Annotated in this window: 14 protein-coding genes; 9 read left to right on the forward strand and 5 right to left on the reverse strand. The window is 64.0% G+C overall.

What is annotated here, in order from left to right:
• The first annotated feature begins 344 nt into the window (after positions 1 to 344).
• Entirely contained in the window at positions 345 to 521 is a 177-nt protein-coding gene (locus ACPW75_RS18455) for a hypothetical protein (RefSeq protein WP_017408838.1), read from the forward strand.
• 132 nt (positions 522 to 653) lie between these two features.
• Here the strand turns inward: ACPW75_RS18455 and ACPW75_RS18460 are convergent, their stop codons facing one another.
• Both ACPW75_RS18460 and ACPW75_RS18465 read right to left on the reverse strand, forming a co-directional pair.
• Positions 654 to 1,175 carry a GNAT family N-acetyltransferase gene (locus ACPW75_RS18460; RefSeq protein ID WP_077095815.1) on the reverse strand — a complete coding sequence of 174 codons (522 nt, stop codon included), beginning with the start codon at positions 1,173 to 1,175 and terminating at the stop codon, positions 654 to 656.
• 117 nt (positions 1,176 to 1,292) lie between these two features.
• Positions 1,293 to 2,114, reverse strand: a complete 822-nt coding sequence (locus ACPW75_RS18465; protein WP_043168746.1) for an HDOD domain-containing protein — start codon at positions 2,112 to 2,114, stop codon at positions 1,293 to 1,295.
• 173 nt (positions 2,115 to 2,287) lie between these two features.
• On the opposite strand from ACPW75_RS18465, the gene ACPW75_RS18470 reads away from it, so the two are divergent.
• Positions 2,288 to 2,551 carry a hypothetical protein gene (locus tag ACPW75_RS18470; RefSeq protein WP_005308154.1) on the forward strand — a complete coding sequence of 88 codons (264 nt, stop codon included), beginning with the start codon at positions 2,288 to 2,290 and terminating at the stop codon, positions 2,549 to 2,551.
• A gap of 101 nt (positions 2,552 to 2,652) precedes the next feature.
• The gene (gene ypfJ / locus ACPW75_RS18475; RefSeq protein ID WP_077095767.1) at positions 2,653 to 3,498 is read left to right on the forward strand and encodes a KPN_02809 family neutral zinc metallopeptidase; all 846 of its coding nucleotides are present in this window, start codon (positions 2,653 to 2,655) and stop codon (positions 3,496 to 3,498) included.
• Positions 3,499 to 3,558: 60 nt separating this feature from the next.
• On the opposite strand, the gene aphA is transcribed toward ypfJ, so the two are convergent.
• On the reverse strand, positions 3,559 to 4,269 hold the full coding sequence (aphA, locus tag ACPW75_RS18480; protein WP_179101353.1) for an acid phosphatase AphA: 711 nt from the start codon (positions 4,267 to 4,269) through the stop codon (positions 3,559 to 3,561).
• Positions 4,270 to 4,484: 215 nt separating this feature from the next.
• Between aphA and ACPW75_RS18485 the strand changes: the two genes are divergently transcribed.
• Positions 4,485 to 4,904: a hypothetical protein gene (locus ACPW75_RS18485; RefSeq protein ID WP_077095769.1), complete on the forward strand. Its 420-nt coding sequence runs from the start codon at positions 4,485 to 4,487 to the stop codon at positions 4,902 to 4,904.
• Here ACPW75_RS18485 and ACPW75_RS18490 read toward each other — a convergent pair.
• Entirely contained in the window at positions 4,870 to 5,562 is a 693-nt protein-coding gene (locus tag ACPW75_RS18490; protein ID WP_077095770.1) for an AraC family transcriptional regulator, read from the reverse strand. The two genes, ACPW75_RS18485 and ACPW75_RS18490, sit on opposite strands and share 35 nt — an antisense overlap.
• Before the next feature lie 141 nt (positions 5,563 to 5,703).
• Between ACPW75_RS18490 and ACPW75_RS18495 the strand changes: the two genes are divergently transcribed.
• The 5 genes from ACPW75_RS18495 to ACPW75_RS18515 are packed head-to-tail and all read left to right on the forward strand — an operon-like array spanning position 5,704 to position 12,193.
• Positions 5,704 to 6,924: a PAS domain S-box protein gene (locus ACPW75_RS18495; protein ID WP_179101354.1), complete on the forward strand. Its 1,221-nt coding sequence runs from the start codon at positions 5,704 to 5,706 to the stop codon at positions 6,922 to 6,924.
• Positions 6,925 to 6,933: 9 nt separating this feature from the next.
• Complete coding sequence (locus tag ACPW75_RS18500; RefSeq protein ID WP_011704395.1) at positions 6,934 to 7,308, forward strand: sigma-B regulator RsbS; 375 nt, start codon at positions 6,934 to 6,936, stop codon at positions 7,306 to 7,308.
• A gap of 6 nt (positions 7,309 to 7,314) precedes the next feature.
• On the forward strand, positions 7,315 to 8,385 hold the full coding sequence (locus ACPW75_RS18505) for an ATP-binding SpoIIE family protein phosphatase (RefSeq protein ID WP_077095772.1): 1,071 nt from the start codon (positions 7,315 to 7,317) through the stop codon (positions 8,383 to 8,385).
• A complete protein-coding gene (locus ACPW75_RS18510; protein WP_077095773.1) occupies positions 8,386 to 11,052 on the forward strand; it encodes a response regulator in 2,667 nt (888 codons plus the stop codon). It begins immediately after the preceding gene.
• The gene (locus ACPW75_RS18515; RefSeq protein WP_077095774.1) at positions 10,991 to 12,193 is read left to right on the forward strand and encodes an HD-GYP domain-containing protein; all 1,203 of its coding nucleotides are present in this window, start codon (positions 10,991 to 10,993) and stop codon (positions 12,191 to 12,193) included. The genes ACPW75_RS18510 and ACPW75_RS18515 overlap by 62 nt, the downstream gene beginning before the upstream one ends.
• Here ACPW75_RS18515 and ACPW75_RS18520 read toward each other — a convergent pair.
• Positions 12,190 to 12,861, reverse strand: coding sequence for an ATP-binding protein (locus tag ACPW75_RS18520; protein WP_077095775.1), 672 nt, complete (start codon positions 12,859 to 12,861; stop codon positions 12,190 to 12,192). The genes ACPW75_RS18515 and ACPW75_RS18520 overlap by 4 nt on opposite strands.
• Positions 12,862 to 13,061 lie beyond the last annotated feature (200 nt).

Here is a 13,061-nt window from a genome sequence, read left to right on the forward strand (position 1 = left end):
GCGCGCCGGCTAGTTAATCAGCCCTGATTATGTTTACCCTGAAATGCTTCACCTCACGATGAATCCTGCCAGTACCCGCATAACCTTCTTCTGATTTACTCGCCTTGAGAACCGTTCAGGCTGTCTGCCTGCGTTGCCCGGCTCTCACGGTGCAGACCCGATCTGCCCACTCCCAAGTAGCATCATGCATCCGCGTGGTCCTTGGCGCATTCCTTGAAAGTGCAGACGCCCCTGAACCGGGCTGGGTATTCCTGCGCGCTCGTCCGCAATCGTGCTGACCGCGCCCATTGACCTGACATTTGCCAATACAAGGAGCAAACACCTAATTGATATAGAGAAATACCATGATGAAAGCAGTACAAACACACAAACCCCTGCGTCGCAGCAAACCCATCAACCTGCCCGTGCAAGAGCACGATGACGACGGGTTCCTGATCCAGTTCAGCACCCGCTTCAGCGGCGGTTTTGCCATCTCCTGTGACGGCATCGCTGGCGAGTTTTCAATCGAAGACCTCAACTGATCCTGCCTGCCCAACGGCAGCGCCCGATGCAGACAGGCCGCAACTCACGGCGGCCTCTTTGTCTCACTCCCGCAAATTTTTTAGGCATAGCCTAGCCAGCACTCTAACTCTTGGCCGGCAAGCCCCATACTCTCAGACCCGGCAGGCCTGCGCTCCTTCCGCCTCCAGCAGTAGACACTCATCCGCATCCTCGGCCAGTTTGACCAGCCTGCTCTGCACCAGCCCCAGCTTGGCCAGCAGCGCCACCGAACGCTCATTGCCCGGGGTGACGATGGCGACCACCCGCTTGATGCCGAGCCGCTCCCGACCATCCTGCAGCGCTGCCTGCGCCGCTTCGATGCCATAACCCTGACCGCGATAGGCGGGCAGGAAAGCGTAGCCGATGTCTTCACAAGGCAGGGTATCGCGCTTGATCAGCCCGCAGATGCCGAGCTTGGCGCCGTCGCTGCGCCGGGCCACCAGATAGAGGCCATGGCCGTGGCGGGCATAGCTGACCGCCGGCCCCTGCTGGATGTAGTTTTCGGCATCCTGCAGAGTGCGGATGCCCCGATCGCCGATGTAGCGGTGAAAGTCGGGGTCGTTGAGCAGTTCGACAATGAAGGGGGCATCGGCAACGGCCAGTTCGCGCAGTTCCAGGCGCTCGGAGAGGATCATGACAAGGGCTCGCATAGAAGAGACAGGCCCCAAGACTGCCCCCACCTCCGGCTATTGGCAAGGCTGTCACCATGAAAAAGGGCCGCAGTGCGGCCCCGGTCAATGAAATCAGCCGTGTCAGGCCGCCAGCAGCCCGGCGTAACCGTTGCCCTGCTCGCGCAGCGCCACGAACACCGCCGCGCAGTCGGGCCAGGAAAGACCGAGCCGCTCGGCCACCTGGGCGGGCCACTCGGGCGGTGCCTCATCCCCCACGTCGGACTGCGCCGCCAGGGCGATGGCCAGATGGATGAGGGCAGCCTCGACAGAGAACTCCTTGGCCAGCAAGGGGTTGTAGTGATACTCCACCGCATGGCAGATGCTCAACGGGAATTGCCAGCGCCTGGCCATCTCGGCCCCGGTCTGGGCATAGTTGAAGCCGACCACCAGCTCCTCGGCCTTGGCGCGCCCCTTGCTGGGCTCCAGATCCTTGATGTGGTTCACCATGTTCTCCGGCAGCCCCACGTGCATGATGAGCCGCCCCATGTCGTAGAGCAGGGCGCAGGTGAACACCTCCTCCCCCTTCATGCCCTTGAGCTTGGCCAACCGTCTGGCCAATTCGGCCACGTCGAATACCTTGCCCCAGAAATGCTTGAGATCGATGCCGGGCACCGCATTGATGGAGCCGGTCAGGCCGCAGGCGAGCACCATGTTGCGCACCACGTCGACCCCGAGCCGTACCACGGCCTCGTTGACGGTGGCGACCTGGCGACTGCCGCCAAACTTGGCAGAGTTGGCCAGCCGCAGCAGCTTGGCAGAGATCACCGGATCCTTGTTGATCTTCTTGGCAATCAGCAGGATATCCGGCTCTTTCTCGTTGAAGGTCTGCACCAGTTCGCGCATGACTTCCGGCACGTTGGGCAGGTTCTGGGGCTTGGATAACAGCGAGTCTATGGTGGGCATATTGATATCCGTCCATGCGATTTTATGATGGTTGTTGTTTGCCGACAGCAAACCCACATTAATTATGGGTAACAAAAACCGCCCCTACCGAAATGTTTTTATCGAAATATTTCAATACGTTAATAGCTATCTCGCTATACTGGCATCCTTTATGACATGACGAGGCACAGCACATGAGCGAACCCACCGAGTTCTTCGACGAACAAACCCTGCTGGAGATGGTCGACAACCAGCTGAGCGACGGCCACCCGCTGCAGGTCAAGGCGACCCTGATGCGGCTGGTGATGAAGGGCACCCCCCGTGAAGAGGCGCTGCAATATATCGCCTGTGCCCTGGGGGCCGAGCTGATGGCGATGGAAGCGGATCAGGGCCCCTTCAACCTCGAGCGTTACGGCCAGTTTCTGGACTCCCTGCCCGAGATGCCCTGGGCCGAATAAACTCCGGCCGCCGGCGACCCGGTCGCCGGCCTGCCCCCGTTAGGCAAGCCACCCCGCCAGCCATTATCATTACTGCCACCGGACAGCAGGGGAGCAAGCATATGCGCTGGCAAGATCGCCGTGAGAGCAACAATGTGGAAGACAGGCGCCAGCAGGGCGGCGGGGGCGGTATCCCCATCGGCGGCAAGGGGCGTCTGATCCTGCTGGTGGTGGTCATGGTGGCCGGCTACTACGGGGTGGACCTCTCCCCCCTGCTCAGCGAGCCGACTACCCAGAGCCAGCCCCAGCGTCAGGAGATGTCTCAGCCGGCCAAGGATCCCCTCGCCAGGTTCACCTCGGTGATGCTCGCCTCTACCGAGGATGCCTGGAGCGAAATCTTCCAGCAGAGCGGCAGCCGCTATCAGGCCCCCAAACTGGTGCTCTATCGCGGTTCAACCCGTACCGGCTGCGGCCAGGGCCAGTCGGTGATGGGCCCCTTCTACTGCCCGGCGGATCGCACCGTCTACATCGATCTCTCCTTCTATCAGGAGATGCGCGACAAGCTGGGGGCCGATGGCGACTTCGCCCAGGGCTACGTGGTGGCACACGAGGTGGGCCACCACGTGCAGAACCTGCTCGGCATCGAGCGCAAGATGCGTGAACAGCAGCAGGGATTGAGCCGGGCCGAGCAGAACAAGCTGTCGGTCAAACTCGAGTTGCAGGCTGACTGCTTTGCCGGCGTCTGGGGCCACTACATGCAGCGGGAGCAGGTGCTGGAGCATGGCGATCTGGAAGAGGCGCTCAACGCCGCCCAGGCCATCGGCGACGATCGTCTGCAGCAGCAGAGCCAGGGCCGGGTGATCCCGGACAGCTTCACCCACGGCAGTTCGGCCCAGCGCTACGACTGGTTCAAGCGCGGCTTCGACAGCGGCAAACCCGCCAGCTGCAACACCTTCGCCGCCCGCTAGACGCCCAAAAGAAGGGCCGGATCCTGACAGGATCCGGCCCTTTTTCCATTCATGGGGACGTCAGTACTGGGAGTTGACGATCACCTCCTCCCCCAACGCCCCTGCCAGCGGCAGCGGCCGGTAGGTGGAGTTGGCCGAGCGCAGCAACCGGATGCCGCGAATGCCGAGCTCCTGCGCCGCCTTGATGTCGCCATCGGCATCGCCGTAGAAGATCTTCATCTGCTTCTCCTTGAGCCACTGCACCTTGGTGTTCTGGCCCGGCTGATCGCCGGCGAAGATCACCGGGTTGAGCTGGTCGGCCGGAATATTCATGGTCTGCTGCAGAGTCTTGCTCACGGTTTCGGTCTTGGTGGCCGAGCGGCCGGTGACGAAGTAGATGTGATCGCCGCGCTCAAGGTGCATGGCGATGAGCGCCTTGCCCGCCTCTTTCGGCACGCTGAACGCGTCCCAACCGTTGTTCATCTTCTCCCAGAAGGCCGGGTTCTTCAGGTAGCTCTCGTCGTTGGGGGAGAACTCCTGCTTGCCACGATAGAACCCCGGGCTGGAGAAGAGCAGGGTGTCGTCGATGTCGAAACCTACCGCCATCGGCGGCAACCCATCCAGGCTCCTGGCAATCTGCGTCACCGACACCCAGTGAATGGGGGCCTGCTGGGCCAGGGTCACCGCAGTGACACCGGCGGGGCTGGCCGGGGCTTCCACCGCCACGGCGGGCAGGGTCAGGCTGGTGGCGACCAGAGAAGCAAGCAGGGCAAAACGGGGAGATAAGGACATGATACGGCTCGTGACATGAAGGAAACAGAGGGCCGATCCTGCCCCATGCCGGCACCGGAAACCGTGAAATCCGCCACAAAACAGGGCCAAGTGGCACGCATCGCCACGGCAAGCCCCCATCTTGGCGCAATCGCCAAACAGGATGGCGTGGGCACCAAGGCCGGAGCCGACGCTGCGCCCCATACTGGCCACTCCCATCCACTCAGGAGCCCATCATGGATTACAAGCAACGGCTGCAAGCCTGCCTCAACCGGCTCATCTGCGACCCCGATTTCACCCCGGCCGAGCTCGATCACTGGTTCTGCCCGGACTATGTCCAGCTGGTGGATGACCAGCGGCTGGATCGCGCCGCCTTCGAGCAACACCTGCTGGCCCTGCGCCAGAGCCTGGCCCGCTGCGAGATCCGCTTTGTCTCGCTGCTGGCCGAGGGAAACCGGGTCCACTCCCTGCATCGGGTGCGGGCCTGGCGTCACGACGGCGCCCAGATCGAGTGCAAGGTGAGCGCCCTGTTCACCTTTCAGGGCGAACGCCTGAGTCACACCGATGAGCTGACCTGTCTGCTGGCGGGGGAGCCAACCGACCGGGATCTCGGCTCCCGCCTCACGGCCCCGCCGGCTCCCGCAAGAAGCGATTGAAGGCGTGAGAAAAGGCGCTGAAATCCCCGTAACCCAGTTCGAGGGCTATCCGCGACAGCGGCTGGCCCTGTTGCTGCAACTGGCGGGCTCGTCCCATCACCACCTGTTGCCGCCATTGCCGAAAGCTGCAGCCCAGCTGCTGGCTGAACAGCCGGTTGAGGGTGCGCACAGAGGCCCCTGAATCGGCCGCCAGCTCCGCCAACCCGTATTCGATGGAAGGGTGCCGGCAGACCCGCTCCAGCACCCTCAGCAGCCGCACGTCCAGCGCCGCGCTCAGCATGAATCCAGCCACCACCGGCGCCTGTCGCAGCTCGGCCACCAATACCGTCAGATAGGCATCCCTGAGCCCCGACTCCGCCATGTCCGCCAGCCGCTCGAACAGGCCGGCCAGCAGCGGGCTCACCTGACGGGTCGTCAGTTCGCTCCCCCCATCCAGGTCATCCAGATAGATCAGACTGAGCCGGGAGTGACGCAGCACCCTGAACTCATGGGCCAGCCCGGCCGGGATCAGGCAGAGCTGGCCCGCCACCAGCAGCACGCCTGCCGCCTCACTGCTGATCACGCCGCCCCCCCGATGCAGATAGCAAAACTGTGAGCCGCCGTGACAGTGGAGGGCGGTGAGCGCGCCTTGCGGGTAGTCGCGATACAAGAGCTTCATGACGAACTCCTCAGGCCCAAGGCCCACCCACCAGCAGGCTCTTTCGGCACTTCTTGTCCCCCGCTCTCGCCCCGGTGGGCTATAACTGCTGTACGCCTTCTAATGACATTCAAATCAATTGCACCATTTATTGGAGATGCCATGGACGTGCACACCGCAGCTGCCCATTCGAACACAGTCACTCCCGCTTCACCCCAGGCCAGACTGGAGGCCGTCGACCAGCTGATGGTACGGCTCGAGCTCGCGCCAGATGGCTTGATTCTGGATGCCAACCCCCGTTTTCTCGCCATCATGGGATATCAGCTGGCCGAGCTCAAGGGTCAGCACTACAGCATGCTGCTCCCCGCTGAGGCGGAAGAATCCGCCGACGAGGTCACCCGTTGGCAGGCGCTGCGGGCGGGGCAGGCACAGGAGGGGGAGTTTCACCGGCTAGATCGGCAGGGACGGGACATCTGGCTGCGAGGCAGTTGCAGCCCCCAGCTGGATGAACAGGGCGCGCTGATCCAGGTCATCGAATACACCATGGATCTGACCGAGCAGAAGCAGCTGAACGCCAACTTCGAGGGGCAGCTCAACGCTCTGAGCCGGGTCATGGGCAAGGTGGAGTTTTCACTGGATGGCATCATCCTCGATGCCAATGCCCGCTTCCTGGAGACTGTGGGCTATCAGCTGGAGGAGCTGAAGGGTCAGCACCACCGGCTGCTGGTCGATCCTGACTACGCCCAGTCGGCCGACTATCGCAGCTTCTGGGAAACCCTGCGCCGCGGTGAATTCCTGGCAGGAGAGTTCTGCCGACTCGGCAAACAGGGGGAAGAGATCTGGATCCAGGGCTCCTACAACCCGGTGCTGGATCTCACCGGCAAGCCCAGCAAGATCGTCAAGTTTGCCACCGACATCACGGCCCAGGTGGCGCAGCATCGCCAGCTCAAGCGCGCCATGGAGGAGGCCGAAGAGGCCGCCAGAGTGCGCGAGGAGCTGCACAAGTCGCTGCAGGAGATGTCGACCCCGGTCACCCCCATCTGGGACGGGATCCTGCTGCTGCCGCTGGTGGGGATCATCGATTCCATGCGCACCGCCGACGTGATGAACAAGTCGCTCACCAAGATTGCCGAGACCCGGGCCCGGGTCTTCGTGCTGGACATCGCCGGGGTCGCCACCGTGGATACCGGCGTCGCCAACCAGCTGATCAAGATCACCAAGGCGACCCAGTTCATGGGGTGCGAGGCCATCATCTCCGGCGTCTCGCCGGCCATCGCCCGCACCATGGTGGAGCTCGGGGTCTCTGTCGGCGACATCCGTACCACGGCGACCCTGCGGGATGCCTTCGAGATCGCCCTCAAGCGGGTCGGATCCACCCTCTAGGAGAGATGCATGCTGCTCAACAATGATCTGGGCATCGCCGACGTGGCCGACTGCATCGTGGTCAGCATGCGCCCCGACCTCGGTGACGAGGGCATGCAGCAACTGATGCAGGCCCTCTCCCAGCGGCTGATGCTGGGCCGCCAGCACGCGGTACTGCTCGACTTCTCCGGGGTCATGCTGCTCGATCACCACGAATTCAGGCAGGTGCGCAAACTGGCCGAAGTGTGCCGCCTGCTCGGTGCCGTCTGCCTGCTGGTGGGGCTCAATGCAGGGATCGCCGCCTTTCTGGCGCTGGCCGATGCCGAGCCCGGGCCGCTGCGCTGCTTTCTCGACATGGACGATGCCTTCGCCCATGTTCGCACGACGCTCAAGGATGAGGAGTAGCGCAGCATGCAGTTGGAACAGAGCGTGCAAGAGGCCAGCTACCCGCTGCGCCACGACATCGACCTGCACCTGACGGTGATGGCGGTACGCCGCCTTCCCTTCATCGCCAACCTGTCCGAGGTGGACCGTGCCATGCTCTCCACCGTGGTCTCCGAGCTTGGCAGCAACATCCTGAAATACGCGCAGCGGGGGGAGATCACCCTCACCCTCCACCATCCCAGAGGGCGCCCCTGCATCGACATCGTCGCCCGCGATCAGGGCCCCGGCATTGGGGACGTGCATCAGGCCATGCAGGATCACTACAGCACCTCGGGCACCCTGGGCCTAGGCCTGCCCGGCGTGCGCCGCATGATGTCGGAACTCACCATCAGCACCCCGCCGGAAGGGGGGACTCTGGTGCAGGCCCGCAAGTGGCTGGGCGCGGCGCCTCTGGTATCCAGGCCAATCGCCCCCCTCGCCTGTGCCGGCCAGCTGCACGCCGGCCTGCAACTAACATGGGCCAGCGAAAACCGCCCCTGCTATCCGGAACGGGTCTCCGGCGATCTGGCTTTCATCCGGCCAGGACCGGAGGGGGTATCGCTGATCCTGATCGACGTGAGCGGCCACGGCGCCTCGGCCAACAAACTGGTGCAGGTGCTGGAGGCAGCGCTGCAGCAGACCCGCGAGCAAGAACCAGCCCGCCTGTTGCAACTGTTGCACCAGCACTGCATCGGTACCCGGGGCGCCGCCGCCGGCGTGGCCCTGGTCAACGGCGAACGGGGTGAGCTGAGCTATGCCGGCATCGGCAATACCCGCATCTGCCTGCGCGGCCACGAGCCCTGGCGCGGCATCTCCCGCGATGGGGTGCTGGGAGAGCGCTTTCCTACCCCCTTGCTGCAGCGCCAGCCACTCGTCGCGGGGGACGTGGTGATGCTCTATTCGGACGGTATCAGCGAATCCCTCAACCTGCGCGATGGTGCGCTGGATCTGGCCACCGAGCCCGCCCAGCTGGCACGCCAGGTGATCGCCCACAGTGGCCGCAGCACCGACGATGCCAGCTGCATCGTGCTGCGTGTGCAGGCAGGGGAGGAGGACTAGATGCGGCAACTGATCGGCGAAACCCTGCTGTCAGGCCCTGCGGCGGCACTCACCGCCCGGCGCAAGGTGATCCAGGTACTCACCTGCCTCGACAGAAGCCCCACCTTCGTGGCACCGCTGGCGGGCACTACCTCCGAGCTGGTACGCCAGCTGGTGGCGAACGCTGAGCCGCTGCAACTGCAGGTGTGGCTGGAGCCGCACGGGCAGGAGTTGTGGCTCTCGCTCTCGGCTGATGCCCCTATTGCCCCCGAGCAGGACGGCCGCCATTCACGTGGTATCCGGCTGGTAGCGCACGCGGACAACGCCATCGCCCTGGTCTACCGTCTGCCCCGCTGGCCCGATGAACCGCTGCTGCAACAGATGCAGCGGCAGTTCGCCGAACCGACCCGGGACGAGCTGTTTGCGGTGATGCAGGCCAAGAACCAGGAGCTGGAAGTCGCCTATGAGCTGGCGGAGGGCGCGACCCGGGCCAAGAGCGATTTTCTGGCCAACATGAGCCACGAGATCCGCACCCCCATGAACGCCATCCTTGGCATGTCCCATCTCGCCCTGCAGACCCGGCTCGATCCGCAGCAGTTCGACTACGTCAGCAAGATCCAGCGTTCGGCCCAGCATCTGCTCGGCATCATCAACGACATCCTCGACTTCTCCAAGATCGAGGCCGGCAAGCTGGATCTGGAGCGGATCGAATTCGATCTCGACCATGTGCTGGAAAATCTGGCCACCCTGGTGGGCGAAAAGGCGGAGGCCAAGGGCATAGAACTGCTGTTCGAGGTCGACCATCAGCTCGACACCCTGCTCTATGGCGATCCCCTTCGCCTCGGCCAGATCCTGATCAACTACGCCAACAACGCGGTCAAGTTCACCGAGCAGGGGGAGATCCTGGTCAAGGTCAGCTGCCTGGAGAAACAATCCCAGGAGGTGTTGCTGCACTGCTCGGTACAGGACACCGGGATCGGCATGAGCCAGGAGCAGCAGCAGCGGCTGTTCCAGTCATTCCAGCAGGCGGACAGCTCCACCACCCGCAAGTACGGCGGCACCGGCCTCGGCCTCGCCATCTCCCGCAAGCTGGCGGAGCTGATGGGCGGCGAGGTGGGGGTACAGAGCGAACCGGGCCAGGGCAGCACCTTCTGGTTTACCGCCCGACTCGGCCGGGGCAGACGCAGATCCCGCTATCTGCCGAGCCTGGATCTGCGCGGGCGCCGCATGCTGGTGGCCGACGACAGTGCCAGCGCCCGCACCATCATGGCCGCCCTGCTGCGCAGCATGAGCTTTGTGGTGGACACCGCCGAATCGGGTCAGCAGGCACTGCAGATGATCGCCGGCGCCGAGCAGGAGGGGCAGCCCTACGAAGTGGTATTGCTGGACTGGCACATGCCGGGGCTGGATGGCATCGAGACCGGCCGCCGCCTCATCGCCCGCGGCATGGGCCAGCGTCCCTACCGGGTCATGGTGACCGGCTACGGGCGGGAGGAGGTCTTTCGCCAGGCCGATACCGCCGGCTTTGATCGGGTACTGGTCAAGCCGGTATGCGCCTCCGTGCTGTTCGATACCGTCATCGGCCTGTTTGGCCAGCAGGCAAGCCCCCTCACCTTCAAGCCACCCCAGGCGACCCATCACTACCGCTTCGACGGGCTCAGGATCCTGCTGGCGGAAGACAACGAGCTCAATCAGCAGGTGGCGCTGGAGCTGCTGCGGGCGGTCGGCGCCGATGTCAGCATCGCCGGCAATGGTGCCATTGCGCTGGAGATGGTGGCCCAGACCCACTACGACCTGATCCTGATGGACATGCAGATGCCGGTGATGGATGGCCTGGCTGCCACCCGGCTGTTGCGCGAGCGGGAAGACGTCGGACAACACACCCCGATCCTGGCGATGACGGCCAACGTCATGGCCGGTGATCGCGAACGCTGCCTCGCGGCCGGGATGGACGATCACATCGCCAAGCCCATCGACCCCGACAGGCTGTATGCGGCCCTGCAGCGCTGGGCAACCTCCTTCAGCCGCGAGGTCAGCAGCAGACTCACTGCCTCGCGCGCATCCCCCGCCACCGCCTTGCTGCCACAGCTGCGGGCACTCGGCCTCAACGCCGAAACCGCCCTGCAACGCTTGATGCACAACTGGGAGTGGTATCGGGATCTGCTGCAACGTTTCGCCCGCCAGGGTAGCCAGCCGATGGAAAGCCTGCTGGCCGCCCTGCAGACCAATGACCGGGAAGAAGCGCATCGACAGGCTCATACCCTCAAGGGCATAGCCGCAACGCTGGGGGCCGGGTCGCTGCAAGAGGTCTCGGCCCGGCTGGAGAGCGCCCTCGCCCGGGGAGACGACACCGCCAGCCTGCTGCCACTGGCCGAACTGGGGCTGCAACAGCAGCAGCAACTGGCCGCCGGCCTGCTGACGCTGCTGCCGGCCCCTGCCGCCCCCGGCTTGCCGGAGGCTACCCCCGCCGAGCTGGCGCCCCTGCTGCACCAGCTGACCGGGCTGCTGCTGGAAGACGATGCGGAAGCCTTCATCCTGTTCCAGCGCAATCAGGCCAGGCTCGCCCCCCTGCTGGGCGAGGCGGCACCGGCCATGCACGATGCCATGACCCGTTTTCGTTTCGCCGATGCCCTGGCACATCTGCAACAAGTCCGGGCCCTCAGACCCGATCTGTTCAACCAAGAGTGAGGCCACCATCATGCTCAACTTGCTGGATCCCGATACCAAACCCACCCTGCTGGTGGTCGATGACACACCGGAAAACCTCTCCCTGCTCAGCGCCCTGCTCAGCCCCCACTACCGGGTCAAGGTCGCCATCAGCGGCCAGCGGGCGCTGGAGATCCTCTCGGCCGGCACCCGGGTGGACTTGATCCTGCTCGACGTGGTGATGCCCCAGATGGACGGTTATCAGGTGATGCAGGCGCTGCAGGAGATGCCGCAGGCGCGGGAGATCCCGGTGATCTTCCTGACCGCCAAGGTGGAAGAGAGTGCGGAGGCGCACGGCCTGGCGCTGGGGGCCGTCGACTACATCCACAAGCCGATCACCCCCGCCATCGTGCTGGCCCGGGTCAGAAACCATCTGGAGCTGAAAGCGGCGCGGGATCTGCTGCACGACCAGAACGCCTTTCTGGAACAGGAGGTAGAGCGGCGCACCCGGGAGAACGAACTGATCCAGAACATCACTATTCACTCCCTCGCCTCGCTTGCCGAAACCCGCGATAACGAGACCGGCAACCATATCCTGCGCACCCAGCACTATGTGCGGCTGCTGGCGGAGACCCTCTGCGAGCATCCCCGTTTTCGTGCCGAACTGACCCCCAAGACCATCGATCTGCTGTTCAAATCGGCCCCGCTGCACGACATCGGCAAGGTCGGTGTGCCGGACCGGATCCTGCTCAAGCCCGGCAAGCTGGATGCGGACGAGTTTGCCCAGATGAAGCACCACTCCATTCTCGGCAAGGAGGCCATCGTCCATGCCGAGGAGGCACTGGGGGTAGAGGTGGAGTTTCTGCGGCTGGCCAAGGAGATCGCCTGTTACCACCACGAGAAGTGGGACGGCACCGGCTATCCCTATGGCCTGATCGGTGACGAGATCCCCCTCTCGGCCCGCTTGATGGCGCTGGCCGACGTGTACGACGCCCTCATCAGCAAGCGCTGCTACAAGGCCGCCATGTCCCACCAGGAGGTGGTGCCCATCATACTGGCGGGGCGGGGCAATCACTTCGACCCCGACATCACCGACGCCTTTGCCCGCATCCACCAGCAGTTCAACGAGATTGCATTACGTTACAACGACGACAAGGGCGAGCGGGAGCCCAACCGCAACTAGGCGGTGGCGGGCAGCAGGTCGGTGAAGACGAAGCCGTCCCGCTCTACCGTTTCCCCCACCCGAATGGTCAGCGGTTGGCGGAACATGGGACCATCCCAGGCCAGGGTATGAAACTCGCCATTCTCACCGCACGGATCCACTCCGTCAGGCAGGGCCGCCAGCAAGGCCGCATCAAACTCATGCCCGCCGAGGGTGGCAGGCAGCTTGCGTGGATCCAGGGTGCTGATCCTGGCCCTGAGCCCTGCCGCCATCATTTCACCTGCCAGCTCGTCGGTCTTGCTGCCCCACAGCGGAAACAAGGGCGTGATCCCGGTCCCCGCCAGCTGCTGCTCCCGATAGGCGCGCACATCCTCGAGGAAGAGATCGCCAAACGCCATGTGGCGGATCCCCTGCGCCACCACGTCCGCGATGAAGTCGGTCATGATGCGGGCGTAATCTTCATTGCTGCAAGGCCAGGGCAGGTCGATGGTGGTCAGCGGCAAGCCCACGCACTCGGCCTGCGCCAGCAGCAACTGCTTGCGTACTCCGTGCATGGCCACCCGTTCGAACGCCTGGTTGAGGGTGGTGAACAGTCCCACCACCTCGATGGCCGGATCCTGCCGCAGTGCGTGCAGCGCCCAGGCGCTGTCCTTGCCGCTGCTCCAGGAGAGCAGCACCTTGGTCTTCATATGATTTCTCCAGCTATCTTGAGGTCGGAGCCGACAAGGCGCCGGCCATCGTCCTGATTATTCGCCCCGGCAGACGAGCCCGGCGCTTGAGCGTGTCGCTCCGTCTCACTGCACCAAAAAGCTGCAAGACAGTGTTGCGAATTGTGCGATTTACATCACGGGATGCAAAAGCATACCCTCGGTAATGAGCGTGCCCCCTG

The sequence above is a fragment of the Aeromonas sp. FL131 genome (genome assembly GCF_049860615.1).
Taxonomy (GTDB): domain Bacteria; phylum Pseudomonadota; class Gammaproteobacteria; order Enterobacterales; family Aeromonadaceae; genus Aeromonas; species Aeromonas hydrophila.

Excerpts from the sequence above, each read along its gene's own strand:
- ACPW75_RS18455 (WP_017408838.1), top strand. The coding sequence starts at position 345 with ATGATGAAAGCAGTACAAACACACAAACCCCTGCGTCGCAGCAAACCC.
- ACPW75_RS18460 (WP_077095815.1), bottom strand. The coding sequence starts at position 1,175 with ATGATCCTCTCCGAGCGCCTGGAACTGCGCGAACTGGCCGTTGCCGAT.
- ACPW75_RS18465 (WP_043168746.1), bottom strand. The coding sequence starts at position 2,114 with ATGCCCACCATAGACTCGCTGTTATCCAAGCCCCAGAACCTGCCCAAC.
- ACPW75_RS18470 (WP_005308154.1), top strand. The coding sequence starts at position 2,288 with ATGAGCGAACCCACCGAGTTCTTCGACGAACAAACCCTGCTGGAGATG.
- ypfJ (WP_077095767.1), top strand. The coding sequence starts at position 2,653 with ATGCGCTGGCAAGATCGCCGTGAGAGCAACAATGTGGAAGACAGGCGC.
- aphA (WP_179101353.1), bottom strand. The coding sequence starts at position 4,269 with ATGTCCTTATCTCCCCGTTTTGCCCTGCTTGCTTCTCTGGTCGCCACC.
- ACPW75_RS18485 (WP_077095769.1), top strand. The coding sequence starts at position 4,485 with ATGGATTACAAGCAACGGCTGCAAGCCTGCCTCAACCGGCTCATCTGC.
- ACPW75_RS18490 (WP_077095770.1), bottom strand. The coding sequence starts at position 5,562 with ATGAAGCTCTTGTATCGCGACTACCCGCAAGGCGCGCTCACCGCCCTC.
- ACPW75_RS18495 (WP_179101354.1), top strand. The coding sequence starts at position 5,704 with ATGGACGTGCACACCGCAGCTGCCCATTCGAACACAGTCACTCCCGCT.
- ACPW75_RS18500 (WP_011704395.1), top strand. The coding sequence starts at position 6,934 with ATGCTGCTCAACAATGATCTGGGCATCGCCGACGTGGCCGACTGCATC.
- ACPW75_RS18505 (WP_077095772.1), top strand. The coding sequence starts at position 7,315 with ATGCAGTTGGAACAGAGCGTGCAAGAGGCCAGCTACCCGCTGCGCCAC.
- ACPW75_RS18510 (WP_077095773.1), top strand. The coding sequence starts at position 8,386 with ATGCGGCAACTGATCGGCGAAACCCTGCTGTCAGGCCCTGCGGCGGCA.
- ACPW75_RS18515 (WP_077095774.1), top strand. The coding sequence starts at position 10,991 with ATGCCCTGGCACATCTGCAACAAGTCCGGGCCCTCAGACCCGATCTGT.
- ACPW75_RS18520 (WP_077095775.1), bottom strand. The coding sequence starts at position 12,861 with ATGAAGACCAAGGTGCTGCTCTCCTGGAGCAGCGGCAAGGACAGCGCC.